18 protein-coding genes are annotated in these 25,324 nt (G+C 67.6%); 4 read left to right on the top strand and 14 right to left on the bottom strand.

Going from position 1 to position 25,324, the window contains the following annotated elements; translation table 11 throughout:
* Positions 1 to 15: 15 nt before the first annotated feature.
* The 4 genes from hemC to Q0907_RS10445 all read right to left on the bottom strand — a co-directional run bounded on the left by hemC (position 16) and on the right by Q0907_RS10445 (position 3,318).
* Positions 16 to 924 carry a hydroxymethylbilane synthase gene (gene hemC / locus Q0907_RS10460; RefSeq protein WP_299344290.1) on the bottom strand — a complete coding sequence of 303 codons (909 nt, stop codon included), beginning with the start codon at positions 922 to 924 and terminating at the stop codon, positions 16 to 18.
* 37 nt (positions 925 to 961) lie between these two features.
* Positions 962 to 1,693 (bottom strand): LytTR family DNA-binding domain-containing protein, encoded by a 732-nt coding sequence (locus tag Q0907_RS10455; protein WP_296279224.1) that lies wholly within the window; start codon positions 1,691 to 1,693, stop codon positions 962 to 964.
* Positions 1,694 to 1,788: 95 nt separating this feature from the next.
* Entirely contained in the window at positions 1,789 to 2,475 is a 687-nt protein-coding gene (locus Q0907_RS10450; protein WP_299344288.1) for an alpha/beta hydrolase, read from the bottom strand.
* A 36-nt stretch (positions 2,476 to 2,511) separates the two neighbouring features.
* Positions 2,512 to 3,318, bottom strand: coding sequence for an energy transducer TonB (locus Q0907_RS10445; RefSeq protein WP_299344286.1), 807 nt, complete (start codon positions 3,316 to 3,318; stop codon positions 2,512 to 2,514).
* A 480-nt stretch (positions 3,319 to 3,798) separates the two neighbouring features.
* Here Q0907_RS10445 and Q0907_RS10440 point away from each other — a divergent pair, with 480 nt between their 5' ends.
* Complete coding sequence (locus Q0907_RS10440) at positions 3,799 to 5,982, top strand: EAL domain-containing protein (RefSeq protein WP_299344284.1); 2,184 nt, start codon at positions 3,799 to 3,801, stop codon at positions 5,980 to 5,982.
* Here Q0907_RS10440 and Q0907_RS10435 read toward each other — a convergent pair.
* From Q0907_RS10435 to Q0907_RS10405, 7 genes are all read right to left on the bottom strand, one after another.
* Positions 5,957 to 6,808: an NAD-dependent protein deacetylase gene (locus Q0907_RS10435; RefSeq protein WP_299344283.1), complete on the bottom strand. Its 852-nt coding sequence runs from the start codon at positions 6,806 to 6,808 to the stop codon at positions 5,957 to 5,959. The two genes, Q0907_RS10440 and Q0907_RS10435, sit on opposite strands and share 26 nt — an antisense overlap.
* A 34-nt stretch (positions 6,809 to 6,842) precedes the next feature.
* A complete protein-coding gene (locus Q0907_RS10430; protein WP_299344281.1) occupies positions 6,843 to 8,351 on the bottom strand; it encodes a tryptophan 7-halogenase in 1,509 nt (502 codons plus the stop codon).
* 22 nt (positions 8,352 to 8,373) lie between these two features.
* Complete coding sequence (locus Q0907_RS10425; protein ID WP_343229813.1) at positions 8,374 to 9,387, bottom strand: cupin-like domain-containing protein; 1,014 nt, start codon at positions 9,385 to 9,387, stop codon at positions 8,374 to 8,376.
* A complete protein-coding gene (locus tag Q0907_RS10420) occupies positions 9,371 to 10,078 on the bottom strand; it encodes a SapC family protein (protein ID WP_299344278.1) in 708 nt (235 codons plus the stop codon). Before Q0907_RS10420 ends, Q0907_RS10425 begins: the two co-directional genes overlap by 17 nt.
* A gap of 13 nt (positions 10,079 to 10,091) precedes the next feature.
* Positions 10,092 to 11,645, bottom strand: a complete 1,554-nt coding sequence (locus Q0907_RS10415; protein ID WP_299344276.1) for a tryptophan 7-halogenase — start codon at positions 11,643 to 11,645, stop codon at positions 10,092 to 10,094.
* 130 nt (positions 11,646 to 11,775) lie between these two features.
* A complete protein-coding gene (locus tag Q0907_RS10410) occupies positions 11,776 to 14,811 on the bottom strand; it encodes a TonB-dependent receptor (protein WP_299344273.1) in 3,036 nt (1,011 codons plus the stop codon).
* Between the two features lie 342 nt (positions 14,812 to 15,153).
* Entirely contained in the window at positions 15,154 to 16,164 is a 1,011-nt protein-coding gene (locus Q0907_RS10405; RefSeq protein ID WP_296279215.1) for a LacI family DNA-binding transcriptional regulator, read from the bottom strand.
* A 445-nt stretch (positions 16,165 to 16,609) separates the two neighbouring features.
* Between Q0907_RS10405 and Q0907_RS10400 the strand changes: the two genes are divergently transcribed.
* Entirely contained in the window at positions 16,610 to 17,977 is a 1,368-nt protein-coding gene (locus tag Q0907_RS10400; RefSeq protein WP_299344270.1) for a glycoside hydrolase family 30 protein, read from the top strand.
* A gap of 2 nt (positions 17,978 to 17,979) precedes the next feature.
* A complete protein-coding gene (locus Q0907_RS10395; protein WP_299344267.1) occupies positions 17,980 to 18,810 on the top strand; it encodes a polysaccharide deacetylase family protein in 831 nt (276 codons plus the stop codon).
* Between the two features lie 11 nt (positions 18,811 to 18,821).
* On the opposite strand, the gene Q0907_RS10390 is transcribed toward Q0907_RS10395, so the two are convergent.
* Positions 18,822 to 20,957 carry a TonB-dependent receptor gene (locus tag Q0907_RS10390; RefSeq protein WP_299344264.1) on the bottom strand — a complete coding sequence of 712 codons (2,136 nt, stop codon included), beginning with the start codon at positions 20,955 to 20,957 and terminating at the stop codon, positions 18,822 to 18,824.
* A gap of 375 nt (positions 20,958 to 21,332) precedes the next feature.
* On the opposite strand from Q0907_RS10390, the gene Q0907_RS10385 reads away from it, so the two are divergent.
* Positions 21,333 to 23,570 (top strand): CocE/NonD family hydrolase, encoded by a 2,238-nt coding sequence (locus Q0907_RS10385; RefSeq protein WP_299344261.1) that lies wholly within the window; start codon positions 21,333 to 21,335, stop codon positions 23,568 to 23,570.
* A gap of 59 nt (positions 23,571 to 23,629) precedes the next feature.
* Here the strand turns inward: Q0907_RS10385 and Q0907_RS10380 are convergent, their stop codons facing one another.
* On the bottom strand, positions 23,630 to 24,172 hold the full coding sequence (locus tag Q0907_RS10380) for a DUF2878 domain-containing protein (RefSeq protein WP_299344258.1): 543 nt from the start codon (positions 24,170 to 24,172) through the stop codon (positions 23,630 to 23,632).
* Positions 24,173 to 24,422: 250 nt separating this feature from the next.
* Positions 24,423 to 25,184 carry a hypothetical protein gene (locus Q0907_RS10375; RefSeq protein ID WP_299344257.1) on the bottom strand — a complete coding sequence of 254 codons (762 nt, stop codon included), beginning with the start codon at positions 25,182 to 25,184 and terminating at the stop codon, positions 24,423 to 24,425.
* Between the last annotated feature and the right edge of the window lie 140 nt (positions 25,185 to 25,324).

Genomic DNA, 25,324 nt, shown 5'->3' with positions numbered 1-25,324 from the left:
CGCGCCGCACGACGCTCAGGCGAGGAACGCGCCTGCGCCCTGCTCCAGCAACCGAGCGGCGACGCGGCGACCGAGCGCGTCGGGATCGGCGAGCGGGCCACGGGCCTCGGCACGCAGGACCTGGCCGTCCTGCGCAGATCCGACCAGCCCGGACAGCACCAGGTCGTCGCCTTCGCGCCGCGCGAAGGCCGCCACGGGCACATGGCAGCTGCCGTGCAGGGCGCGATTCATCGCCCGCTCCGCCTCCACGCAAATGCGTGTGGGGGTGTCTTCGAGCGCGGCGAACAGGGCGTGCATCGCGGGATCGTCGGCACGGCACTCGACCGCGACCGCGCCCTGGGCCGGCGCCGGCAACCAGTGCGGCGCGTCCAGGCGCGCGCGGATGCGCGCGGCGAACCCGAGCCGTTCCAGGCCGGCGCACGCCAGGATGATCGCGTCGTACTCGCCGGCGTCGAGCTTGGCCAGGCGCGTATTGACGTTGCCGCGCAGGTCGACCAGTGCCAGGTCCGGCCGCTGCGCACGCAGCTGCGCCTGCCGCCGCAGCGACGATGTGCCCACGCGCGAGCCGTGCGGCAACGCGTCGATGCCGGCATGCAGGTTCGATACGAAAGCGTCGGCGTGATCCGCTCGCGCCAGGATGGCGGGCAGCGCGAACGGCCCTTCCAGCTCCATCGGCACGTCCTTGAGCGAATGCACGGCGCAGTCGGCGTCGCCGCGCAGCATCGCCAGTTCGAGCTCCTTGAGGAACAACCCCTTGCCTCCGATCGCGGCCAGCGAGCGGTCGAGCACCTCGTCGCCACGCGTGCTCATCGGCACCAGCTCGACCGCCAGCCCCGGATGCGCGTCACGCAGGCGGTCGGCGACGTGTTCGCTCTGCCAGAGGGCGAGCGGGCTCTTTCGGGTGGCGATGCGCAGGATGGTCATTCGGCCATTATCCCGCATGCCGCCATCGCGGCGGCGATCAGAGCGCCTTGACCGTCTCGCGCAGGCCGGCCACGCAGCGGCGGCTCACTTCCAACGGGGCCTTGCCGTGGCGCAGGATGGCCTGGACATGGCCATCGCCGATGCGCTTGATCTCGACCAGTTCGTGGCGCGCGACCAGGCAATTGCGGTGGATGCGCACGAAGCGGCCGCCGAACTCCTCTTCCAGCGACTTCAGCGACTCTTCGATCAGGTCCTCGCCGCGCGCGTGGTGCACCACCACGTACTTCTCCTCGGCCTGCAGGTAGTGCACTTCGTCCACCGGAATCAGGCGCAGGCTGCCGCGCAGGCGTGCGCACAGGTGCGTGCGCGGCTGGCTGTTCGAGGCGGCGGGCGGCTGGCTTTCGCGTCCGGCGATGAAGGTACGTGCGCGCTCGACCGCGGCGGCCAGGCGCTCGGGGCGGATCGGCTTCATCAGGTAGTCGATGGCCGCAGCCTCGAACGCCGACAGCGCGTGCTCGTCGTAGGCGGTGCAGAACACCACGGCCGGCCGCGGGTCGAACGCCGCCAGGTGGCGGGCGGCCTCCAGTCCGTCCACGCCGGGCATGGCGATGTCGAGCAACACCATGTCGGGGCGATGCTGCGAGCAGGCCTGCAAGGCGTCCAGGCCGTTCTCCGCCTCGGCGACCACTTCGATGCCCGGGTGCTCGGCCAGCAACGCGCGCAGGCGCTCGCGGGCGAGGGACTCGTCGTCGGCAATGACCACTTTCACGGCAAAGGCGTCCTCGATGAACGTTGGCGTGATCCCCCGCGGCCTAGGTTACCCATCGCCGCGCCCTGCGTCATCCTTCCGGGGACGCGGGGGAATTACAACGCAAACCGCCGCGCCATCCAGTCACCGAGGTCACGGATCTCGTCTGCGCAGACCTGGTGCGCCATCGGGTAGCGGTGCCACTGCACCGCAAAGCCCAGGTCGCCGAGCACCCGCGCGCTCTGTTCCGCGTGGACCAGCGGGATCACCGGGTCTGCGGCACCGTGCGCCATGAACACCGGTTGCGCCGTCGCCGCCTGGGCCAGGTGGCCTGCGGCCTGCGCGGCCCCGGGCAGATAGGTCGACAGCGCGATCAGCCCGGCCAGCGGCACTTGCCGCCGAAGCCCGGCGGCCAGCGTGATCGCGCCGCCCTGCGAGAACCCCGCCAGCAGCAGGCGGTCCGGCGCGATGCCACGTGCCTGCTCGCGCTCGATAAGCGCATCCACGTGGGCAATGGATTCCTCGATGCCGGCACTGTCCGCGCGCGTCGGGAAGTCCATGCCCACGATGTCGTACCAGGCGCGCATGCGCACGCCATTGTTGATGGTCACGGCGCGCACAGGCGCATGCGGGAACACGAACCGCAACGCCGGCCAGCCCGGCCGTACCAGCTCGGGCACGAGCGGTGCGAAGTCGTGGCCGTCGGCGCCGAGGCCATGCAGCCACAGCACCGACCATGAAGGCGCGGGGCCGGTTTCCTGTTCGACAGCATCGAGGATGGGGGAGGCGGAAGAGGTCGTCATGCCGCCATTCTCGCCGCAGAGGCGCACGGACACCACTCAGCCGCCGCCTTTCTCCGCGTCCGGCAGCCGGAACCGCACGGTGCGACTCGAGGCATGGGCCTGGCCGGTGGCTTCGAAGCGCCAGCGCTGCGCGACGGCCAGCGCCGACGCGTCGAACATGCCGGACGGCGTCGACGACACCAAGCGCACGTCGCGCACGCTGCCATCCGGCTGGATGGTGAAGGCCACGTCGGCCTGCCCCTCGATGCGGGCGCGCAGGGCGGGCAGCGGATACCGGGGTTGCGCGTCCTGCACCAGCCGCGGCACGCGCGCCGCCTGGACGATGCGAGGCGTCGCGTCGGGTGGAGCGGGCAGCTGCGGCGTTTCCTGCGTCGCCTGGGTTGTTTGCGTGGACGCGGGCGGCGGCGATGTCGGCGAGGATTCGACGTCCCTCGACGGCACGACCGTGGTCGCAGGCGCGACAGCGGCCAACGCCGCGGAGCGGGCGGGCGCCGCGGCGTCGATGGTCGAGGTCTGCACGGCGACCGTCGCCTGGGCGGCCTGCGCGCGGGCGAGGGTCGCCAGTGCCGCGCGCAAGCGTGGCAGCGCGGGTGCCCGCGCATCGATGCGTTCGATCAGGTTCCGCAAGCGCCCCGCTTCTACGCCGTCGCCGCGCGCGATCGCCTGCTCGGCCGCGATCAGCACGTACGGCTGCAGCTCGGCCAGCGCGGCATTCGCGCGCGCCTGGTCCGCCGCTGCCGCGCGGGCCGCGAGATAGTGCTCCACGGCATTGTTGCCGGCAGGCGACAGCATCCGGTGCTCGGACAGGGCGCGCGTGGCGCGCGCATAGGGATCCGTGGACACGTCCCCGGCATCCACCGCCACGATCCCCGCGGATGAGGCTCCCGCCGGCCGGCCCGCGGGGGGCGGCGAGACCTCCCGGCACGCCGTCATGCACAGCACGGCTCCCATTCCGATCCACACCCAGCTCGTTCTCATGCGCATCCCCCTTTCGCGGCCGGCAAGCCTAGGTGGCGTTCATGACCGGGGTGCGTCAGCCGTGTCCGCACCCTGCGTCCTGCTCCGGAACCATGACGGAAAAGGGATCCACGAGGAGGTCCTTGCCGGGCTGCCCGATGCCGGGCCATCGCTGGAACCGTTTGCACGCGCCGCCGCGGTCCGCAGCACGCGGGACTTCAGGTAAAGTGCGGCGATCTCGGGCCGATAACGCGGTATATCGTCCCTCTCGGGAACGACTGCACAGGGAATACGGTGGCGAACCCGGTCCATCAGGCGGCAACCGTTCTTGGGGAAGAACCGACCGTGAGGCCCACTGCCATCGCCATGCCGTCCCGTCTCGCCGATGGCGAGCCCGATGTGTCCTGGGTCATCGACCACAGCGACAACGCCATCGTCGTGTGCGACGACAGCGCGCGCATCACCTGGATCAACCAGGGCTTCACGCGCATGCTCGGCTACACGCAGGAAGAAGTCGTGGGAAGGCGCCCGAGCGACTTCCTCGCCGGGCCGCACACCGACCCGGAAACGGTCGAATGGGTCCGCGGGCAGCTGCACACGCAGCAGGGCTACCGCACCGAACTGCTGGTGTACGCCAAGAACGGCGTGCCCCTGTGGATTTCCGCGGTGGTGAACCCGGTGTTCGATGCGGACCGCGACAGCCGCTATCTGCTCGGCGTCTACACCGACATCACCCACAGCAAGCTGCACGAGGAACTGCACCGCAAGGTGCTGGGGGCGATCGTCCGCGAACAGCCCGTGCACGACGTGCTGACCCTGGTCTGCCGCGAGGTCGAGAAGGTCATGCCGGAAGCGGTGGCCTCGGTGATCGGCCTGGACGACTACGGCCGCCTGCGTCCGCTGGCGGCACCCAGCCTGCCCGAGACCATCGGGGCGATGATCGATGGCGAACTCGCCGGGCCGATGGTCGGTGCCTGCGGATCGGCGGCCTGGAGCGGACAACCGGTCGAATGCAGCGACATCGAACGCGACCCGCGCTGGCAGGCCTACAACGCACCCTTCCTCGCCGTCGGCATCCGCGCCTGCTGGTCCAGCCCCATCAAGGGCAACGACGGACGCGTCCTGGGCACGTTCGCCCTCTACTACTGGGAAAACCGCGCGCCGGACGACTTCCACCAGCGCGTGGTCGACGTGTGCCTGCACCTGTGCGCGCTGGCGATGGAACGCGAGCGCGCCCGCGTACGCATGCACCAGCTGTCCTTCTTCGACGCACTGACCGGCCTGCCCAACCGCGCGCTGTTCAACAGCAAGGTCGAGCAGATGCTGCTGGCCGCGGCACGCAGCGACAGTCCCGTGGCGTTGCTGTTCGTCGACATCGACCGCTTCAAGATCGTCAACGACACCCAGGGCCATACGGCCGGCGACACCCTGCTGCGCGAGCTGGCGAAACGGCTCGGCGGCGAACTCCGCGACGGCGACGTGGTGGCCCGGCTGGCGGGCGATGAATTCGTCCTGGCCGTCCCCGGTCGCACGGCCGAGGAAGCCGCCAATCTCGCGGACCGGCTGATGGCGCGCCTGTCCGAGCCGCTCAACGCAGGGCGGATGATGCTGACGCCGCAGGCCAGCGTGGGCGTGGCGATGTTTCCCGCCGACGGGTGGGACGTCGATTCGCTCGTGCGGCACGCCGATATCGCGATGTACCGCGCCAAGTCCGAAGGCGGCGCGCGCATCGTGTTCTACAGCCTGGAAATGAACCAGGCCATGCAGGAGCGCCTGGCGCTGGAAAATGCGCTGCGCGAGGCGGTCCGCAGCGGCCAGCTGCGCCTGCACTACCAGCCGCAGGTCGCACTCGACGAGGACGCGACCCTGCATGGCGTGGAGGCCCTGCTGCGGTGGCGACACCCGGAGATCGGCGAGATATCGCCCGCCACCTTCGTTCCGATGGCCGAGGAGTGCGGACTGATCGACGAACTGGGCCGGTGGACGCTGGAGGAGGCCTGCACGCAGATGGCGGACTGGCGCCGTCGCGGCGTGCCGGTACCGCGCGTTTCGGTCAACCTGTCGGCGATCAACTTCGAGCAGCAGGACCTGCCGGCCTTCATCGGCAACGTGCTGGGCAAGTGCGGACTGTCGCCGGACGAACTGATGGTGGAAGTGACCGAGAGCGTGATGCTGGCGGAGAAGCCGGAAGTGCTGGCCAACATCGATGCGATCCACCGGATGGGCGTCAGCCTGTCCATCGACGACTTCGGCACCGGCTACTCCAGCCTCAGCCATTTGCATCGCCTGCCGATCAGAGAACTGAAGCTGGACATGAGCTTCGTTCGCGACCTGGAGCACAGCGAGTCCGCACGCGCGCTGACGACGTCCATCCTGCGCATCGGCGACAGCCTGTCGTTGAAGGTGGTGGCGGAGGGCGTGGAGAATGCGGCGCAGCGCGCGGTGCTGGCTTCGCTCAATTGCGATCTGCTGCAGGGCTACTACGTCTCGCGCCCGCTTTCACCGCACTCGCTGGAACGTTGGGTCAGCCTGCAACCACCGGCGGCCTGACCGCTGCGCCGCCCTCGCGTTCGAGCAGGAAGGCGAGCGCGTCCCCACAAGGCGCGGCGATGCGGAACTGCAGCAGATCGTCGGCGCGCGTACGGCCCAGGCTGACTGCCACCACCGGGATCCGCCTGCGCACGGCCGCGTGCACGAAGCGCAGCCCCGAATAGACCATCAGCGACGAACCGACCACCAGCAGCGCATCGGCCCGGTCGACGTGGGCCATCGCCGTTTCCACGCGCGGGTGCGGCACGTTCTCGCCGAAGAACACCACGTGCGGCTTCAGCATGCCTCCGCACGCTTCGCATGCAGGCACGTGGAAGCGCTCGAAATCCTTTTCCTCCAGGTCGGCATCGCCGTCGGGTGCCGTGCCCGCCTGCAGGTCGATCCATCCGGGATTGGCCTGCATCAACCGGGCCTGCAGTGCGGCGCGCGGCGTCACCTCGCCGCAGGCGAGGCAGACGACGCCATCGAGCCGCCCGTGCAGGTCGATCACCGCGTGGCTGCCGGCGGCTTGGTGCAGGCCATCGACGTTCTGCGTCAGCAGTACTTCGCAGCGCCCCTGGGCTTCCAGCGACGCCAGCGCGCGATGCGCATCGTTCGGCCGTGCTGCTGCCACGCGCGGCCAGCCGATCATGCTGCGCGCCCAGTAGCGATGGCGCGTGGCGGTGTCGCCGGTGAAGGCTTGGTAGGTCACCGGCGGCGTGCGCTTCCACGCGCCCTGCTCGTCCCGATAGTCGGGAATGCCGGACGCGGTGCTGCACCCCGCCCCTGTCAGGACGAACAGCCGGCGGTGCGCCGCCACGAAATCCTCGAGTCGCGTATCGCTCATGCCCGCAGCATAGGCGATGCGCAGGCTGGCGTGCTCAGGGCCGGGGCGCGGGGCAGTAGCTGCGCAGGTAATCCATGTGCGCCGGCATCCGCTGGGCAGTGCCCACCACGCGGCTGCGGATGTCGTCGAGGAAGCTGCGCAGCTCGTCCGGCGGGATCGCGTCCGCCGTCGGGTGGTAGCGCTTGGGCATGATGCCCTGGCCCATCATCACCTGGATCCAGGAGTTCTCGCCGAACAGTTCGCCCGGCACGTGGAAGACGGTGCCAGTCTCGCGGAACAACTCGATGCGGTGGCGCAGCGTGGCGGGGATGTCCATCTCCGCGATCTCCCGCCAGTACGGCGAATCACGCCGGTCGGTGAGGTGGTAATGCATCACCACGAAGTCGCGGACGTGTTGCAGCTCCTCGTCCAGGCGCGCGTTGTACTCATCGATCGCCGGCTGGGTGACCACCTGCGGGAAGTTCTGCAGCAGGTGCACGATGCCGCGCTGGATCAGGTGGATCGTGGTCGATTCCAGCGGCTCGATGAAGCTGCCGGCCAGGCCGAGGGCCACGCAGTTCTTCGCCCAGCACTGCTGCCGTTGCCCGGGCCGGAAGCGGATCGGCCACGGCTGCTTGATGACCTCGCCCTCGACGCTGCCGAGGAACTCTTCGCGCGCCTCGTCGTCGCTCATGTGCCGGCTGGAATAGACGATGCCGTTGCCCACCCGGTGCTGCAACGGAATGCGCCACTGCCATCCGGCCTTGCCGGCGATGGCACGGGTGTAGGGGACCGCGTCGCGCACCGCCGTGGTCTGGGTGGCCAGGGCGCTGTCGTTGAACAGCCAGTGCGACCAGTCGGTGAAGCCCACGCCCAGCGTCTTGCCGATCAGCAGTGCACGGAAGCCGGTGCAGTCGATGAAGAGATCGCCTTCGAGGATGTCGCCGTTCTCCATCTTCAGCGCGGTGATGAAACCCGAGCCGGCCTCGGTCAGCACCTCGGCGATCTTGCCCTCCACGCGCCGGGCGCCGTGGCGCTCGCTGAATTCCCGCAGGAATTTCGCGTACAGGCTGGCATCCATGTGGTACGCATAGTGGAGCCCCCCATGGGGGAGATGCGCGAAGCGATCGCCGAGGGCCGCCTTCAGCTCGAGGCAGTAGTCCTCGTAGCCGCTGGCCATGCCTTCCTGGCGGCCACGCAGCCAGAAGTGCTGGAACCCCGTGGTTCCGCGCTCCTTGCCGCTGAAGCCGAAGGAGTGGATGTAGCGGTGCCCGTTGTCCAGCCAGTTCTCGAACGATATGCCGAGCTTGATGGTGCCCTGCACCGCCGACATGTACGCCTGCTCGTTGATGTCGATCATCCGGTGGAAGCTCAGCAAGGTGGGGATGGTGGCTTCGCCCACCCCCACGGTGCCGATTTCCTCGGACTCGACCAGCGTGATGTCCAGCGTCTTGCCCAGTACGCGCGATATCGCCGCCGCGGCCATCCATCCGGCCGTGCCGCCGCCGGCGATGACCACGCGCTTCACGGGTCGGTTGCTGGAATCGTGGATCTCGTTGCTCACGGGCAGGTTCCTGGGATTGCGGTCAGCGGTTGATGCGCTTGAGCAGGCGTGCCCGCAGTTCGCGCGCACGTGCCTCGTCCAGCGGGGACAGCAGGCGGCGTGCCTGCTCGGGAATATGGGCGGCGGTGTCGTCGTCGGCCTCGAACACGTAGTGGCGGAAGACGTCCTTCCACGCGTCGCGCTCGTGCCGCGGAAGGTCGCGCACCGTCATCAGCGCGTACATCAGGGCGTTCATCGGCGTGTCCATCCAGTCGGGCACGTCGCGCCACCAGTAGTTGACCAGTACGTTGAACGGCTCCAGTCCCTCCATGTGGTGCCACCACAGGCTGGGGATCAGCACAGCGTCTCCGGGCCCGAGGTCGGCCACCTGCGCATGCCGCATCGCCTCGGCGAAGCGCGGGAAGCGCACCAGGTCCGGCGCGGAGAAATCGACCAGGCTGATCGCCTGCCCGGCCGGCGTGAAGTCGAGCGGACCGATGTACAGGTTGCGCAGCTGGTCGGGGGGAAACAGCGTCACGCGGCGGCGCCCGGCCACCACGCAGGCGAGGTTGTCCGGCACGTCCTGGTGCGCCGCGATGCGCGTGCGATTGCCGATCCAGATGCTCGCGAGCGGATCACGCCCGTGCAACGGCAGGTCGTTGTCGCGCCGGAAGCCGGGCAGCCACGTGTCGAGGGTCGTCGACGCCACGTAGATCATCGGCGGCGTGGCGTGGTCGGCGTACTTGACCAGCGTGTCCAGCACCGTGGGCAACGGGATCTGCTCCTGGCGGAAGTCCATGCCGCTCAGATCCTCGTTGTAGAACACCCGGCCACCGGTCGCGGGGGCCGCGACCGTCGCGATCACGGGGGGTGCGTCCGCGCGCACGAAGCCATGCAGGTAGGCCACGGCCGCACGCATGGATTCGCGTGCAGCCGCCACCATCGGCCAGTGGTCCACCAGGCCCCGCAGGACCACGGGGCCCGACGATGTCGGCAAGGAAAGGGCGTCGCGCGCGTCGCCGCGGAACTCCCGGATGGGCTCAGCGTCCGCGAGCACGGCTCCGGTTCATCCTGTCGATCAGCCCGCGGAAGTTCGAGATCGACGCCACCGCCATGAACACCGGCTCCAGGTGGCCGGCGGCATGCAGCCCGCCGAGCGCCGCCGCGTCCAGGTCGCGGAGGCGGTCTTCGTTGATGGTGTAGTAGCCGGCCAGGCGGTTGAGCGACCCATCGTCCAGTTCGACATCGAGCGCGAACGATTCCAGCAGGTCGAGCGCGAGCAGCGCATCGACGAAGGCCGGCACGCGCTCCAGGCCGTTGTGCAGCGTGAGCAGCACCGAGGCGATGCGGTCCAGGTACTCGGTGTTGCCGCCGTGTTCGCGGAACAGCGGCTGGCCGTCGGCACTGCCCACCCGGGAATGGTCGAGGTCGATGTGCACCGTCATCTCGTCGCCGGCGCGGCCGATCAGGAACGGCTGCCGCTCGATCGCCAGCGGCAGGTAGTGGGCGTCCCAGCGTTCGCCGTCGAGGAACAGGTTGCGTCCCTCCTCGAACCCCAGCAGGGCGACGGGCGAGAACGCACCCCGTGCGTCCTTGCGGAACACGATGGGATAACAGGCCTGCAGGTCGCGGAACTCGGCGGGGAACGTGGCGGCGAAACCGACGTCATCGCCCAGGTGCGCGCCGCGCCGGGTATCGATTCGCAGGTCCCTGTGGTCGATGTTGTTGACCTGGGCGTGTCGTGGCATGCGGGCATTCGTCCTAGATGCGCGGCATTCCGCGCGTCATCACATGATCGAGCATCTCGCGATGCCCGGGCAACGCCGACAGCATCTTCCTCGCGATGTCGGCGGACTGGCGGAAATACTCTTCGGAACGGCGCACGTCGTCCATGCGACGCGTGGTGGGCCGCGCCTCCGGCGTGAACCCCATGCCGTAGAGGATGAACTGGTAGCTCGCGGAGGGGAACACCTCTTCGACCCGGTTGAGGTCGTAGCGCGACGGTGGCTGGTGGCGCCAGAACGCGAGCAGGTCGCGCAGGCGCTCGGGTATCGTCTCGGGCCGGCGGTTGTCGCGCCAGTAGGCGCTGTCGTCCCGTTTGCTCAGTACGTAGTGCAGTTTCAGGAAATCGACGATGCGGTCCCAGCGGTAGCTGAAGGTATCGTTGTAGCGCCTGGCCACGATGTCCATGGCCGCGCGCGTGGCGGGCATCTGGTCGGCGAGCAGGCCCGCGGCCAGCTCGACCATCACCAGCGAAGATGCTTCCAGGGGCTCCATGAAACCGCTGGAGAGTCCGACCGCCACGCAGTTGCGGTGCCACGCCCCCCGGCGGAAGCCGGGTCGGATCACGATCTTCGGCAGCGTGTCGATGTCCTGCTCGCGGCCACCGGTCGCCACGATGTAGCGTCGCAATGCGGCCTCGGCGGCCTCGTCGCTGGTATGGGTGCTGGAGTACACGTGGCCGATACCGCGACGGCTCTGCAAGCCGATGTCCCAGATCCAGCCTGCCTCCTGCGCCGTCGAGATCGTCTGGCAGGCGATCTCGACGGTGGGGTCCGCATAGGGCACCCGCGTGGCGATGGCCCGGTCGTTGAACAGCACCTCCTTCTGCGACTCGATCCCGACACCGTAGTGCTGGCCGATCAGCAGCGCGCGCATGCCGCTGCAGTCCACGAACAGGTCGCCTTCGATCAGGCCATGCTCGCGCGTGAGCAACCCCGCGATGTCGCCGTTCTCGTGTGCCACCACCTCGACCATGTGGTCGGACACATGGCGCACGCCGAGCTTCTCCACGCAGTGCCGCCGCATGAAGACGCCCAGTTTCGCCGCATCCAGGTGGTACGCGTAGTTGGCCACGGACGCCCATTCCGGTGTGGAAAACTGTTTGGGCGACTTGCCCGCCTCGCACAGGTGCGCCTGGAAGCAGGTCAGCAGGCTGAAGGGCACGTCGCGGTGCGCCATCCATCCGGCGGCCAGATGGGTTTCCAGGAAGCCCGGGGGCAGCACGAACGGATGGTGGTAGTAGTCGCCTTCGACCTCTTCGCGCCAGCGGACGAACTTCGAGCCCTGCTTGAAAGCCGCGTCGCACTCACGGATGAAGTCCGTTTCGCTGACGCCCGTCCTGCGCAGGGTATCGCGCATGGTGGGCCACGTCCCCTCGCCCACGCCCACCGTCGCCACGTCGGGCGATTCGATCAAGGTGATCCGCAGCCCGGCGTCCGACGCGGCCTGGTGTTCGGCGGCCAGCACGGCGGCGGTGAGCCAGCCGGCCGAACCGCCGCCGAGAATGACTACATGTCTGACAGGAGAATCCACGCCGCTACCTCGTCTTGGCAACCGACGGGCGGAACCCGGACGGTCCGCCCCCAAAACCAAAGCCGCTGGAGACCAGCGGCTTGGGCGATGCTGCCCGGGTCCTGGCCGGACCCGGGCATGTCGTCGAACGTCAGCGGAAGTTGTAGCGGAAGCCGAGCATGTAGCGCGGGCCGGTCTGGGTGCCGTAGAACAGGATGTTCTCGTTGCGCTCGCTGAGCCGCGCGGTCTCGTCCGTCAGGTTGACGCCCTCGAACTGCACGGTGAAGCGGTCGCTGAACTTGTAACCCACGCTCAGGTCCCACTGGCCGTATGCTTCCACGTACACCGGGTTGTTCTTCGCAGGGTCCGCGGCATCGCCGTCGTACTGGCCGTTGAGGAACTTGTCGCGCCAGTTGTACGCAAGGCGCACCTGCCACGGTCCCTTGTCGTAGAAGCCCACCAGGTTGGCCGAATCGCTCAGGCCGATGAGCACCTGCTGCGGGCCCTTCGCATTGTTGTCGTAGGACAGGCTGTCGCTGTCGACGATGGTGTAGTTCGCCGCCACGCCGAAACCGCTGTCGCCGAACATGTGCTGCAGGGCGAGCTCGAATCCGTTGAGCTTGTGCGAGCCCGCATTGCCCGGGATGGTGACGTTGTACACCGTCAGCGGATCACCGGGGACGCCGGTGATCTCGCCGTTGGAGCCCGCGGTGCTGTCCACGCCCGGCTGGCCATCGAAGTTGGCGAAGATGTACTGGCGGATGCATCCCACGTCTGCGCTGCCGCAGCCGCCGGCGATCGCCGCGTTCCAGTAAGCGCCACCGACGGGCGTCGGCAGGCTGAAGAGCGTGTCCTGGAACGAGCCGGCGCCGCTGTCGATGTAGTTCGAGATGTTCTTGCGGTAGTAGCCCACCGAGAAGTAACTGGCGTCGGCGTAGTACCACTCGTACGACAGGTCGATGTTCTTGGAGAGCAGCGGCTTCAGGTTGGGATTGCCGGAGTTGCCGCTGCCGCCGTTGACGCGCAGCAGCGGGCTGACGGTCTGTCCGCCCTGGATGTCCTGCCAGCCCGGACGGCCGAGCGAGTGGCCATAGCTGGCGCGCAGCACCATGTCCTCGGTGATCTCGAAGCTGGTGTCGATGCTCGGCAGGAAATAGTCGTACTCACCGGTCATGGTGGTGAACGTCTTCTCGCCCATGTCGGTGAAGAACTCGTTGTCCGCCACCCAGCGCACGAGCACCGGCGTATCCACCTGCGCCGCGGATTCGATTTCGGTCTTCTCGTAGCGCACGCCCACGGCCAGGTTGATCGGGATGCGCGTCTGCCAACTGGTGCTGTACTGCAGATAGGCGCTGCGGGTCTTTTCGGTGGTCCGAAGGTCGGCGCGATTGAAGTCGTCCGGGCGACGGGCCAGGTCGGGCCTGCCGGTGAAGTCGCCGACGGCCTGGCGCATGCGCTCGTAGTCGAAGACCAGGAACTGGCTGCTGAAACGCGGATCCTTGTAGCCCGGGAACGCGTCGAAGTAACGCGCCATGTCGTCGATCTGCCACAGGCTGTCGTCGAAGTCCGACGCGAGCCCGATGCCGCCCCAGTCGGCCGCTTCGTTGATGCCCCACGCGGTACGGTTCTTGACCTCCGTGTTGGCCACGCCGAACTTGAGGTCGGAGTAGTCGCCGAACTTGAAGGTGCCGCTCAGCTGGCCCTGGTCGACTTCGCCGCGCGAATAGCCGTTGACGAACTGGCGGCCGGTGACGCGCGCCTGCGACGGATCGACACCGGTGACGCCCGGCGCCAGCGTGTAGTTCAGGATCGGCAGCTCACCGTCGAAGTAGACGGTGGTATCGCCACGGATCCACGCGGCCGTACCGATGTTGCCCTGCGAACCCCAGTCGCTGTCCGGCGAGAGTTCGGCGGTGGAGCGGTGGTAGTCGAACGCCAGGTCCAGCGCGTCGGAGACGGCCCACTCGACGTTGAAGCCGACCGACTCGTTCTCCGCCTTGGTCGCGCTGATGCCACCCGCCATCGCCAGGTCGCTGCACCCTTCGTAGGTGCCATTCGGATTCTGCGTGCCGGTGCACGGGATGAGTTCGCGGTAGAACACCGGTCCTGCGGCCGGACCGTCGGTCCAGGCGCTTTCCTGGCCGACGAAGTTGAACCACACCGACATCTCGTTGCGGCGCTGCTGGATCTTGTTTTCGGAGTACGTGTAGTCCAGCGTCGTGGTGACGCGATCCGACGGCGCCCACTGCAGCGTGACCTGTCCGTTGGTGCGCTGGCGCTGGATGCCGTTGACGCTGTAGTTGAGGTTCTGCGGCACCGAGTACAGATCGGTCGGTCCCGGGAGGTTGTCGTTGCCCGGCGTGCCGGGTGCGATCGCGCCCCAACCGCCTTCGCCACCGAAATGGGTACGCCAGCCGGCGGTCACGCCGACCTGGCTGAAGCCGCTGTCGCGTTCCTGGTAGCTGCCGTTGACGGCGATGCCGAACTTTCCGTCGGCGAAGGTCTGGCTGAAGATGCCCGACATCTCGCCGGTCCAGTCGTCGCCCTGCATGATCTTGGGCAGGTTGCCGTTGGACGTGTCGTGGACGGTCTTGACGCCCAAGTTCAGGAGCGGCGCGCTTTCCAGCGGCCGGGCCGTCTTGATGTTGATCGTCGCGCCGATGCCGCCGGTCGGATTGGAGGCCAGGCCGGTCTTGTAGACCTCGATGGCCGATACCGCTTCGGACGCCAGGTTGGCGAAATCGAATGCACGCGAATTGGATGCCGAGAACCCGTTCAACAGCGCGCCGGGCATCTGGCGGCCGTTGAGGAGCACCAGGTTGTGATCGGGACCGATGCCGCGCACCGTGACCTTCGAGCCCTCGCCGCTGGGCGTGCGATCGATCGACACGCCACTGATGCGCTGCAGGGATTCTGCCAGGTTGGTATCGGGGAACTTGCCGATGTCCTCGGCCACGATGCCATCGACGACGCCCTGCGCATCGCGCTTGAGGTTCATCGACGATTCGAGACTGGCGCGGATGCCGGTGACGACGATGGTGTCGAGTTCGGTGGGCTCGGCGGTGGCCGGCGCCGGCGTGGCGGTGCCTTGCGGCTCGGACTGCTGGGCCCACGCGGGACCTGCGATGACCAGCAGCAATGCGGATGTCAGCACCCGCTTTCTTGGAACGGATTGCACTTGCTTCATGGACTTTCCCCTCTCCGGAAATTCACGAACGATGTCTTGGACTGGAACGCAGGTTGTCGCCTCCCCCTACATTGGGGCGCATTGGACGCGCGATTGACAGCGTTGTCAACTTTCCGGAAATCCGCTTTCGTTTTGCAAAAAATCCCTTGTTTTCAGCTACGAAATTGATGGTGCGACGCAGCTGAAATCGTTTTCTCGAAACTCACACATCCATCGATCAGCGAAAGAATTTCCGCCGGAACGTACGTAAGGTTTTCTATTGGTATGGCATGTGCGTCGACCATCGCACGCACGCAGCATGAGCCGCGACGCAGCCACGCCACGGCGACGGGCACGCGGGGATCAGCGCCTGGCGGGGCTTTGCGTCGACTCGCGGAACAGCACTTCGTGCTCGACGTGCACCATGCCGCCGCCACCGGCCGTTCGGATGCGCGAAAGCAACTGCAGCGTCGCGAGCTTGCCCATCTCGGAGGTGGGCTGGCGCACGGTGGTGAGTGCGGGATAGATGTGCCGCGCGATGGGCGTGTCATCGAAGCCGCAGACGGATATGTCGCGCGGCACCACCAGGCCGCGCTCGCAGGCGGCGCGGATCACGCCGGCCGCCATGTCGTCGTTCGCGGCGAAGATCGCCGTGGGCGGCTGCTGGAGATCGAGCAGCGCATTGCCCGCCTCGATGCCCGACTCGAACGAGAACGCGCCCTGTACGACCAGATCCGCGTCGTAGGCCAGGCCGGCCTGCTTCAACGCGTCGCGATAGCCCTTGTAGCGCCACTGGCAGGCACCATGCGCGGGCGGACCCTTGATGTGCGCGATGCGGCGGTGACCCTGCGCCACCAGGCCGGCCATCAGTTCGAGTACCGCCGCGGTTTCGTCCATCATCACGCCGATCCTGCCTTCCGGATGCTTGGGCGCGATGCTGGCATAGGGCACCTGGTGTTCTTCGAGGAACGCGAGTACCACCGGGTCGTCGGTCAGCGGGGGAATGAGCACCACGCCATCCGGTGCGAAATGCTCGAACACCACCTTCAGGTCGTCGGCCTTGCGCTGCTTCGGTGAAGCGACCGGCGCCAGCACCAGGTTGTAGTGGTGGTCCCGGCAGGCATCCAGCATGCCGCTCTGGATTTCCATCAGGTAGTTGCGCGATGGATTGTTGTACACCAGCGCGACCACGTACGAGCGCTGGCCGGCGAGGCTCCGCGCGGACAGGTTGGGCCGGTACTGCAGCTTCTCGACCGCCTTCATCACCCGCTGGCGCATTTCCTCGCGCACGTTGGGTTCGTTGTTGAGCACCCGCGACACGGTCTTCATGGACACGCCGGCGGCGGCGGCCACGTCCTCGATCCGACTACGCATGGGGTTGCTCCCACTCCATTCCGACCACCCTCCCGGCACGACGCCGGATTCTGACAGCGATGACCATCGCTTGGATACACATCGCCGCCCCCCCCCCATCACCCTTCGCCATCGACGCCATCCGACCGACGACTCGACCCTCGACGCCTTGCACGCAAACACGTGCTGCACGGCAACACGCGCCTGCGTACGACGCGCACGGAAAGCACGACGCACGCACGCTTCCCGCGCTACCCCGAGCCATCGATTGACAGCGAGATGTAGCAACGGTATGACAGCGCTGTCAACTACCACGCGTCCGACGCGGCGACGCGGCATCGGACCGTTCCCACCCCTGCGAGGCTCCTGCATGCGCTACACGCGACTCTCTTCCGCTGCCGCGATCGGCATGGCACTCGCCGCCACATGGACAGGCGCCAGCGCCGCCGAACCCAAGGAGACGCCCATGCGACCTGCCACCGTGACCCTCTACACGACGGCGCAGGGCACCGCGCACCGGTTGAGCCAGACCGGTACCGTCACGCTGACGGCGGGGCACCGACTGACGGAGGTCGAGAACTCGGTCTTCGTCGATCCCACGAAGACATTCCAGCCCCTGCTGGGGATCGGGGGTGCCATCACCGATTCCACGGCCGAGGTCTACGCGACGCTGTCGCCGGCGAAGCAGGCCGAGTTCATGCGCGCGTACTACGACGGAAAGGACGGCATCGGCTACTCGCTGGCGCGCACCACCATCCACAGTTCCGACTTCAGCTCCGCCAGTTACACGTACATCGACGAGGGCGACAAGGCGCTGGCGACGTTCTCCGTCGACCATGACCGGAAGGCGCGCATCCCGATGATCAAGCAGGCGATCGCCGCCGCGGGTGGCGCGTTGCCGCTGTACGCCAGCCCGTGGAGCGCACCGGCCTTCATGAAGACCAACGGGCACATGCTCAAGGGGGGCGCGCTGCTGCCCGAGTACCGGCAGGCGTGGGCGAACTACTACGTGAAGTTCATCCAGGCCTACGAGAAGGAAGGGATTCCGGTCTGGGGCATCACGGTGCAGAACGAGCCGATGGCCACGCAGACGTGGGAATCGATGCTGTACACGGCCGAGGAAGAGCGCGACTTCCTCAAGCTGCACCTGGGCCCGACGATGCACGCAGCGGGATACGCCGACAAGAAGATCATCGTGTGGGACCACAACCGCGACATGATGCTGTACCGCGCGCAGGTGATCCTGGGCGATCCGGAGGCGGCGAAGTACGCGTGGGGGCTGGGCTTCCACTGGTACGAGACGTGGGCCGGCTTCGACCCCATGTTCCGCAACGTGGCCGCCGTGACGGAAGCCTTCCCCGACAAGCCGGTGCTGCTGACCGAAGCCGCCGTGGAGAAGTTCGACCCCGCGCGCTACCAGCACTGGCCGAACGCCGAACGCTACGGCACGTCGATGATCAACGACTTCAACAACGGCGCCGTGGGCTGGACCGACTGGATCATGCTGCTCGACGAGAAAGGCGGCCCCAACCACGTGGGCAACTACTGCTTCGCGCCGCTGCACGCCGACACCCGCACGGGGGAACTCATCTACACGCCGAGCTACTACTACGTCGGCCACTTCTCGAAGTTCATCCGGCCCGACGCGCGCCGCGTCAGCACCGCCACCAGCCGCAGCACGCTGCTGGCGACGTCCTTCGTGAACCCGGACGGACGCCTGGCGACGGTGGTGATGAATCCGACCGACAAGGACATCGCATACAACTTCTACGTCGGCCAGGCCTCGGGCGTGGTGACGATTCCCGCGCGCGCGATCCAGACGCTGGTGCAGTAGGGATGTCCGCGTTCCGGCGGGGGATCGCCCGGCTCGCCCTGCTGGCGCTGGCGGGAGCCGCCGCTGCCGCGCAGGCCGGCGAACCGTATCCCTGGCCCGACGGACGCAAGGCGGCGGTGAGCCTGGCCTACGACGATGCCGTCCCTTCGCAGCTCGACCACGCCATTCCGGCGCTCGATCGCTACGGCCTGAAGGGGAGCTTCTATCTGACCCTGGCGTCGGACACGCTCCGCACGCGCCAGCACGAATGGGCGGCCGCTGCGCGCAACGGACACGAGCTCGGCAACCACACGCTGTTCCATGCGTGCTCGGCGTCGCTGCCCGATCGCGGCTGGGTCGTCCCGCATCGCAACCTGGATACCACCACGATCGCCCAGATGGTCGACCAGGTGCGGCTGGCCAACGCGATGCTGGCCATGCTCGATGGCAGGACCGAGCGGACGATGACCGTCCCCTGCGGCGATACGCAGGCGAGCGATGGCAACTACGTCGATGCCGTCGCATCGGAGTTCGTCGCGATCAAGCTCGGACAAGGGGGCGTCATCGACGACATGTCGGCGATCGACGTGGCCGCCGTGCCGGTGGATGTACCTGCAGGCGTCACCGGCGACCAGCTGATCGCACGCGTCGAGCAGGCGGCGCGCAAGGGCACGATGGTCAGCTTCACCTTCCACGGCATCGGCGGCGATCACCTTGCCGTGTCGCGCGAAGCGCACGAACAACTGCTGCGCCATCTCGCCGCGCACCCCGACGACTATTGGGTAGCGCCCTTCATCGACATCATGAAATACGTCGCCTCCCACCGATCAGGTGCACCCGCGCCGACGCGCTGACATCCAGCACATCAGTCCTCCGCCCACAGCCAGCGCAGCCCCAGGGTGAAGGTGCGGTCGGTGCCCGGTTCGTAGAAGCGTCCGTTGCCTTCGTTGACGATGACCGAACCGATGTGGAACCGGTCCAGTGCGTTGTCGACGCGCGCGAATGCCTGCAGCCGGCCCTGCCGCAGCGTCCAGTCGCGCACCAGTTCCAGGTTCAGCACGCTGTAGCCCGGCGCGCGTTCGCTGCCGGTATCGTTCACCGTGACGTTGCCGATCGCCGACAGCTGGGCAGCGACGCTCCATTGCGTGCCCTGCCAACGCAAGCGTGCCGATGCCTGCTGGCGGGCGATGCCGGGAATGCGGGTGCCGGCCACGACCTGTACGACAGGCGAGGCGCAACCGCTCGCGGTGCAGATGGGGAAGCTATCGCGGAATGTCGCATCCAGCCACGTATAGGCGAGTTGCAGCTGCCACGCCTCATGGAGTGGCAGGTCCGCCTGGAGCTCGACACCTTCGCGACGCGCGGCGCCGACATTGCGGAAGCTGCTGCGCCCGCCGACATTGCGCGCGACCGCAAGCTCGTCGTCGGTGTCGGCGCGGAACACCGCCGCCTCGACGCGCGCGCCTTGCCGGCCCCGCCACTTCACGCCCAGTTCGGTGTTGCGGCTGGTCGCCGGGCGCAGGTCGAACGCGAGGCCCGCACCGCCGTCGGCACGGTAGCCGACCTCGTTGAAGGTCGGCGTCTCGAAGCCACGCCCCGTGGACGCATATACGCGGAAGGCATCGGTGGGCGCGAACACCACGCCCGCGACGGGCATGGTCCGTTCGTACACCACGCGACCGCTGTCGTCGGGATTGGTGGCCGTGACGTAAGCGTCGTCGGAACGGAAGTCGACACGGCTGTGGCGGACACCGACCAGCAGCGACCAGCGCGGCGCCAGGCGCCACCACGCCTGTGCATACTGGTCCGCGTTGCCGACCTGGTTGCGTTCGTCCCGCCGCAGCGTACCGCGCACGCCCAGCGAGGTGCCGACGAAATTCTCGTAGCCACGCCGATGCTGGCGCTGGCGGTCCGCGTTGATACCGGCCGCCAGCTCGAACGGTCGGCCCGCCAGGTCGCCTGTCCATGACCAGCGGAGATCGGCGCCGCCGTAATCGTTGGCCAGGTCGATCACCCCCCCCGAATTGAGCGGATTGCCCTGCGCCGTGATCGGCAGCGCGAGGTACTGCTCGACATCGCGACGGCCGCCGTAGGCCATCGCGCGCAACCGGTGGCCGGCGGCGAGGGGCCGTTCATAGACCGCGCCCAATTGATCCTGGCGCACGGACTTCCGCGTGTCGTACTGCACTGCGACGGGCGCCGCCTGGCGCGGTGCCTGCCATGCCTGCGCCCGCGTCAGGCCCAGTGGGTCCTGGGCGTCGGGCGCGTCGAAATGGTTGAGCACCAGATCCAGCGTGCCGTCGCCCGGCTTCAAGCGCAGTCGGGCATTGAGCGATTCCCGCCGTGCGGCGCTGTGGTCCCGATAGCCCTGCGTATCCAGTACGGAAGCCGACAGCGAGTAGCCGAGCACGTCGCCCGCGCCGCGCACGCGCGCACCGATCACGGTGCTGTCGTGGCTGCCGACGCTGGCCTGCGCACGCGCTTCGCGCCCGTCGTCAGGAATGTCGCTCCACAACTGGATCACGCCACCGGACGAGTTGCCATGCAGTGCGGAAAAGGGCCCGCGCAACACCTCCACGCGATCCGCGCCCAGCAGGTTGAAGTGCGACACCTGGCCTTGACCGTCCGGCATCGTCGCCGGCACGCCGTCGGCATACAGGCGCAAGCCGCGCACGCCGAACGTCGACCGCGCGCCGAATCCACGAATCGACAACTGCGTGTCCTGGGCGAGATTCTGCCGTTCGCGCGCGAATACGCCGGGAATGCCCTCGAGCACCTCCGACAACGCTGCCTGCGGACGCGCACCGCCATCGCCCAGTGCCACGACAACGGCGGATGCGGGCGTGTCGAAGGCGGTGACCGACTCCAGCCGTGTCGCGGTCACGACGACACGATCGAGCGTTTCCGCCGGCAAGACGGGCTGTTCGGCCGGCTCAGCCCCCGCGGCCCGTGCCCACAAGGCGGCGCACACCAGCGGCCAGAAGCGCGACTTCAACGGCATGCGCGCATCGTTCCGAATCCCGGGCGAGGCACGTCTACGCGGCGTTGCCTTCCAACACTGACGACGAGTGCACGGCTGGTCGACGGTCCGCTGCCAGCGCGCTCTTCCTGCGAAACAGTACGAATCAGATCCGGGGGCGACAGCGCCGCTGGCTGCACGGCACCCTCCCATCGCCTGCACTTCAATGTCCATGCTTCTGCTCAACACCGTCATGCTTCGCTATCCGGGCGGTAGGCCATCAGTATGCCGGAGGCACTGGGTCGGCACCGCACTAGGTTACGAGATGCATCGCCTCGCGCCGGCATGCCTTGGTCACTTCCCTGCTGCAAGGGCAGCATGCCAAGCTGCATGCCTGTATGCCTGACTCCGGCCGATATGAAACGACTGCTGGGACTTATCCTTACGATCCTCTGTCTGCCGTCGTTCGCACAGGTACCGGAAGTGCCGGTTCCTGCAGGACTCCAAGGTGGCGACATCGACCAAGCGATGCCCGGCCTCGCGCGGGACGTACTCAGACTGCACCAGGACGAGGACCGGGCGCGCTATCTCGGCACGCGATTCCGGCTGCAGATGGTCGCCGGCCAGTACGCGCAGGCGATCGAAAGCATCGATGCACTCCGCCTGCTGCGCAACGATCCGCCGTCGCAGCCGCCGGTCTTCCTCCAGTACGAGATCCACGCGCGCGCGAACGTCCTGCAGGCGCAGCAGGGAATGTCTTTCACGAACGCGTGGCGCCAGGCGTTCGCGCAACGGTTCGGTGCGCTCGACGACAGGAGGGCCCTGCAGGCGGAGTTCGCCTTCGGAACATCGGTGACGCGCGTCCGCGGCGATCTGGATGCGGCGCTGGCGAAGATCGCGGGGAAGCGACGCGTGCCGCTGCCGGACGCTATCGACCTCATCCGTGCGTACCAAGTCCATCGTGTCTACGTGGCGCTGCAACCGCTGTTCGCGGATGCGCTGCGGGAAGACGACGCCCTTCGCTACCGCATTGATCGTGATGTCCTGGTGCCCACGCCGGACGGCGCACGCATCGCCACCCTCGTCGTACGCCCGGCGGCGGCCCCTCGACTGCCCACCTTGCTGCAGTTCACCGTCTACGCCGACGATGACGTGGCTTGGGGCGATGCCAAGACGATGGCCGCGCACGGTTATGTCGGCGCGGTGGCGTACAGTCGCGGCAAGGGCCGCAGTCCGGATGCCATCGCCCCGTTCAAGCACGACGGAACCGATGCCGCCGCGGTCATCGGCTGGATCGCAACACAGCCCTGGAGCGATGGACGCGTGGGCATGTTCGGCGGCAGCTACAACAGCTTCGCGCAGTGGGCGGCACTGAAGCACCTGCCGCCGGCATTGAAGGCCATCGCCACGTCCGCCTCGGCGGCGCCCGGCATCGACATTCCCATGGAAGGCAACGTCTTCCTCAACTTCATGTATCCCTGGCCGCTGTACACCGCGAGCAACCGTTGGCTGGACAACGCACGGTATGGCGATGGCGAACGCTGGCTCAAGCTCGACCGCGAGGCCTATGCCCGCGGTCTCGCGTACCGGGATCGGCCACAGGTCGATGGCAGCGCGAATCCGTTGTTCCTGGAATGGCTGCAGCATCCGGATTACGACGCGTATTGGCAGTCGATGATCCCCCAGGGCGAGGAGTACGCCCGTATCGGGGTCCCGGTGTTGGCGACGACGGGCTACTTCGATGGTGCGCAGGCGGGCGTTCTGCACTATTTCCGCCAGCACCTGCGCCACCGCGCGGACGCCGACCACACGCTGGTCATCGGTCCCTACGAACACATCACCATGCAGGCGGGCGTGCCTCCGAGCGTGCAGGGCTATGCACCGGATGCCGCTGCGCGCATCAACCTCCAGGCCCTGCGGTTAGCCTGGTTCGATCATGTCTTCAAAGGTGCACCGAAACCCGACCTGCTGGCCGGCCGCGTGAATTGGCAGGTCATGGGTGCCGATGCGTGGCGCCATGCTGACACGCTGGAGACGATGGCCACACGCACGCAGTCGTGGTGTCTGGCGCCTGGCGCGACGATCGACACCTACACGCTTTCCCCGCGATCGCGTCCAGGCGTTGTGGCGTCGCAACGCGTTGACTTCAGCGACCGCCGAGACGCGGACTGGGCACCGCCGCAGCAGGTTGTCACGACCGGACTGGATCCGCACCTGGGCCTGGCATTCGTGGGCGACGCCGTGATGCAGGAGATCGAACTCGCGGGCCCGTTCGGTGGCGTGCTCGACTTCACCGTCAACAAGCGGGATGTCGACCTGGCCATCGGCGTCTACGAACGGAATGCGGACGGCGAATACCTCGATCTTGCATGGTGGCTACAACGAGCGAGCTACAGCGAAGACCGGCGGCAGCGGCGCCTGTTGCAGCCGGGCGAGCTCCAACGCCTTGTCGTGAAGGACACGCGCGTGATCGGACGCAAGCTGGCCGCCGGCAGCCGGCTGGTGGTGACGATCGGCGTGAGCAAGCAAGCCGACCGCCAACTCAACCTGGGCAGCGGCAAGGATCCTTCCGTCGAAACCGTTGAAGACGCCGGCGAGCCTCTCGAGATCCAGTGGCAGGGCAGCAGCTGCCTGACCTTCGGGATACGCGACTGACAAGAACGAAGACGGCTTGCGGGAGAAAGCCGAACGCTGACCGCGCGGGCCCGTGCCGCTCAACGCAGCGCGCTGCGCGTCACCTGCCGTCTCGCGACACCCAGCAACAAAGGCAGTGCCATCGCCCACGCAATCGCGAGCCAGCACACGCCCCGCCACGCAGGCACGGGGAACTGCGCGGCGTCCCATCCCCGGGCCGCTGCCAGGTAGGCCAAGGGACCGCCGATACCCCCCAGCAGCGCGGCGGCCCAAGGACGCGGTTGCAGCGACCGCATGCCCGTATGGGCCGTGACCGCCAGCGATGCCCACAGCGCCAGGATCCACGGTGGCGCCATCGCGGTACCGAAGGTGGCGGCGCGATAGACGACCCAACCCTGCCACGCCGCCACGCCGTCGACGACCACCCCGCACAGCACCGCGAGTACCACCAGGCGAATCTCATCCCCGGGCCGCGGTGCGCTTCGCAGATGCAACGCGACAAAGGCGAACGCCGCGAGCACCCCGGGCCATGCCTGTCCCTGCCCGGCAGCGATCACGGCAACGAACCACACCACCTGGTTGCCGAGCAGATTGAGGATCAAACGTGTCGCATCGGCACGCATTGCGTCGTTCCGTGAGGGCTGCCGTACATACGCATGGCCTCACGCGGCAGATGCAGGCCCTGCCTCGCTTCCGTCATTCGCACGCGAGAGGGCGATGCGGGTTGCATCGCCCCCTGTCTCGCACTCCTCTCTTTCAGTCCCGATCAACAGCGACCGCAGCACGTGCTGCTGACACCTCACGACGTGGTTCCAGTGCCAGCCGGTGTCGGCACCGAACGCCACTCCCTTGGCGCCGCCATGTCGAGCTCATTCAGAACCGGCGTTGACCCCCCCCATAGTTGCCGATGTCGCATTGGCCCGAGAACGTCGTGCCACCCTCGATGTTGATGCGGCCGGAACGGCGGTCGACGGTCAGGCGCGGCTTGTTCATGCCATTGAGGCGATAGCTCGCGGTGATGCGGTCGGAACCGACCTGCAGGTTGTCGAGATCCCACCAGCCATGATCGCCGTGCGAGTTGATCGGCGGAATCAGCGGCGCACCCAGGTGGATCCGGCCGTGGTCGCCATACAGTTCGATCTGCACGTCGCTGCTGAAGCCTTCGGTGGTAGCGCGCACGGTATCGGCTTCGTGCCACTTGTTGCGCTTGTCGTCCCAGCTGTAGTTCGGCTCGCTGGTCACCGTCGGACGCGTGCCGGCGCCGTAGCAGACCAACACGAGCGAATTGGGATCGCGCTCGCTGGACGGATACGGACGCGACGATGCGCCGCCTGATCCACCCCCGGACGCACCACAGTTGGCGGCCGGCACGGACTGGATCGAGGCATAGCGGCCATCCATGGTGGAGACGGAGATGCACTGGCTGCGCTTCGCGTTCCACCAGAAGGTAAAACGCTGGTCGCGCACGGTGTTGGAATCGCGCTGCTCATAGCCTCGCGACTGCAGCTGGGTTTCGCCGCCGGCACCGCGCGCGCCGACCAGGTCTTCCACATCGGGCGGCGTCTGCGCGGATGCGACGAAAGGCGCTGCCAGCAGGGTGAAGAGAGTGACGGAACGCGAAAGGCGACTACGCATGGCGATTCTCCTGATGGGGTTCGACTTCGGGATATACGTGTCTGGATCAACGATCGGGCCTGAGTTGTGCTTCCTTGCGTGCGGCGCACCTGACGTGCGTGTCCCCGTTGATGCGCGTTACCACCTGCGCAGCGGGTGTG

The organism is uncultured Pseudoxanthomonas sp., from assembly GCF_947498795.1.
In the GTDB taxonomy this organism is placed as follows: domain Bacteria; phylum Pseudomonadota; class Gammaproteobacteria; order Xanthomonadales; family Xanthomonadaceae; genus Pseudoxanthomonas_A.
Note: the sequence above shows the minus strand (reverse complement) of the source record. Positions and strands in the feature narration are given on the sequence as shown.

What these genes read in the sequence shown, in the direction of transcription:
- Q0907_RS10435 (WP_299344283.1), bottom strand. Translation starts at nt 6,808, where the DNA reads ATGAGCGATACGCGACTCGAGGATTTCGTGGCGGCGCACCGCCGGCTG.
- Q0907_RS10420 (WP_299344278.1), bottom strand. Translation starts at nt 10,078, where the DNA reads ATGCCACGACACGCCCAGGTCAACAACATCGACCACAGGGACCTGCGA.
- Q0907_RS10410 (WP_299344273.1), bottom strand. Translation starts at nt 14,811, where the DNA reads ATGAAGCAAGTGCAATCCGTTCCAAGAAAGCGGGTGCTGACATCCGCA.
- Q0907_RS10400 (WP_299344270.1), top strand. Translation starts at nt 16,610, where the DNA reads ATGCGACCTGCCACCGTGACCCTCTACACGACGGCGCAGGGCACCGCG.
- Q0907_RS10375 (WP_299344257.1), bottom strand. Translation starts at nt 25,184, where the DNA reads ATGCGTAGTCGCCTTTCGCGTTCCGTCACTCTCTTCACCCTGCTGGCA.
- Q0907_RS10380 (WP_299344258.1), bottom strand. Translation starts at nt 24,172, where the DNA reads ATGCGTGCCGATGCGACACGTTTGATCCTCAATCTGCTCGGCAACCAG.
- hemC (WP_299344290.1), bottom strand. Translation starts at nt 924, where the DNA reads ATGACCATCCTGCGCATCGCCACCCGAAAGAGCCCGCTCGCCCTCTGG.
- Q0907_RS10390 (WP_299344264.1), bottom strand. Translation starts at nt 20,957, where the DNA reads ATGCCGTTGAAGTCGCGCTTCTGGCCGCTGGTGTGCGCCGCCTTGTGG.
- Q0907_RS10395 (WP_299344267.1), top strand. Translation starts at nt 17,980, where the DNA reads ATGTCCGCGTTCCGGCGGGGGATCGCCCGGCTCGCCCTGCTGGCGCTG.
- Q0907_RS10385 (WP_299344261.1), top strand. Translation starts at nt 21,333, where the DNA reads ATGAAACGACTGCTGGGACTTATCCTTACGATCCTCTGTCTGCCGTCG.
- Q0907_RS10450 (WP_299344288.1), bottom strand. Translation starts at nt 2,475, where the DNA reads ATGACGACCTCTTCCGCCTCCCCCATCCTCGATGCTGTCGAACAGGAA.
- Q0907_RS10440 (WP_299344284.1), top strand. Translation starts at nt 3,799, where the DNA reads ATGCCGTCCCGTCTCGCCGATGGCGAGCCCGATGTGTCCTGGGTCATC.
- Q0907_RS10405 (WP_296279215.1), bottom strand. Translation starts at nt 16,164, where the DNA reads ATGCGTAGTCGGATCGAGGACGTGGCCGCCGCCGCCGGCGTGTCCATG.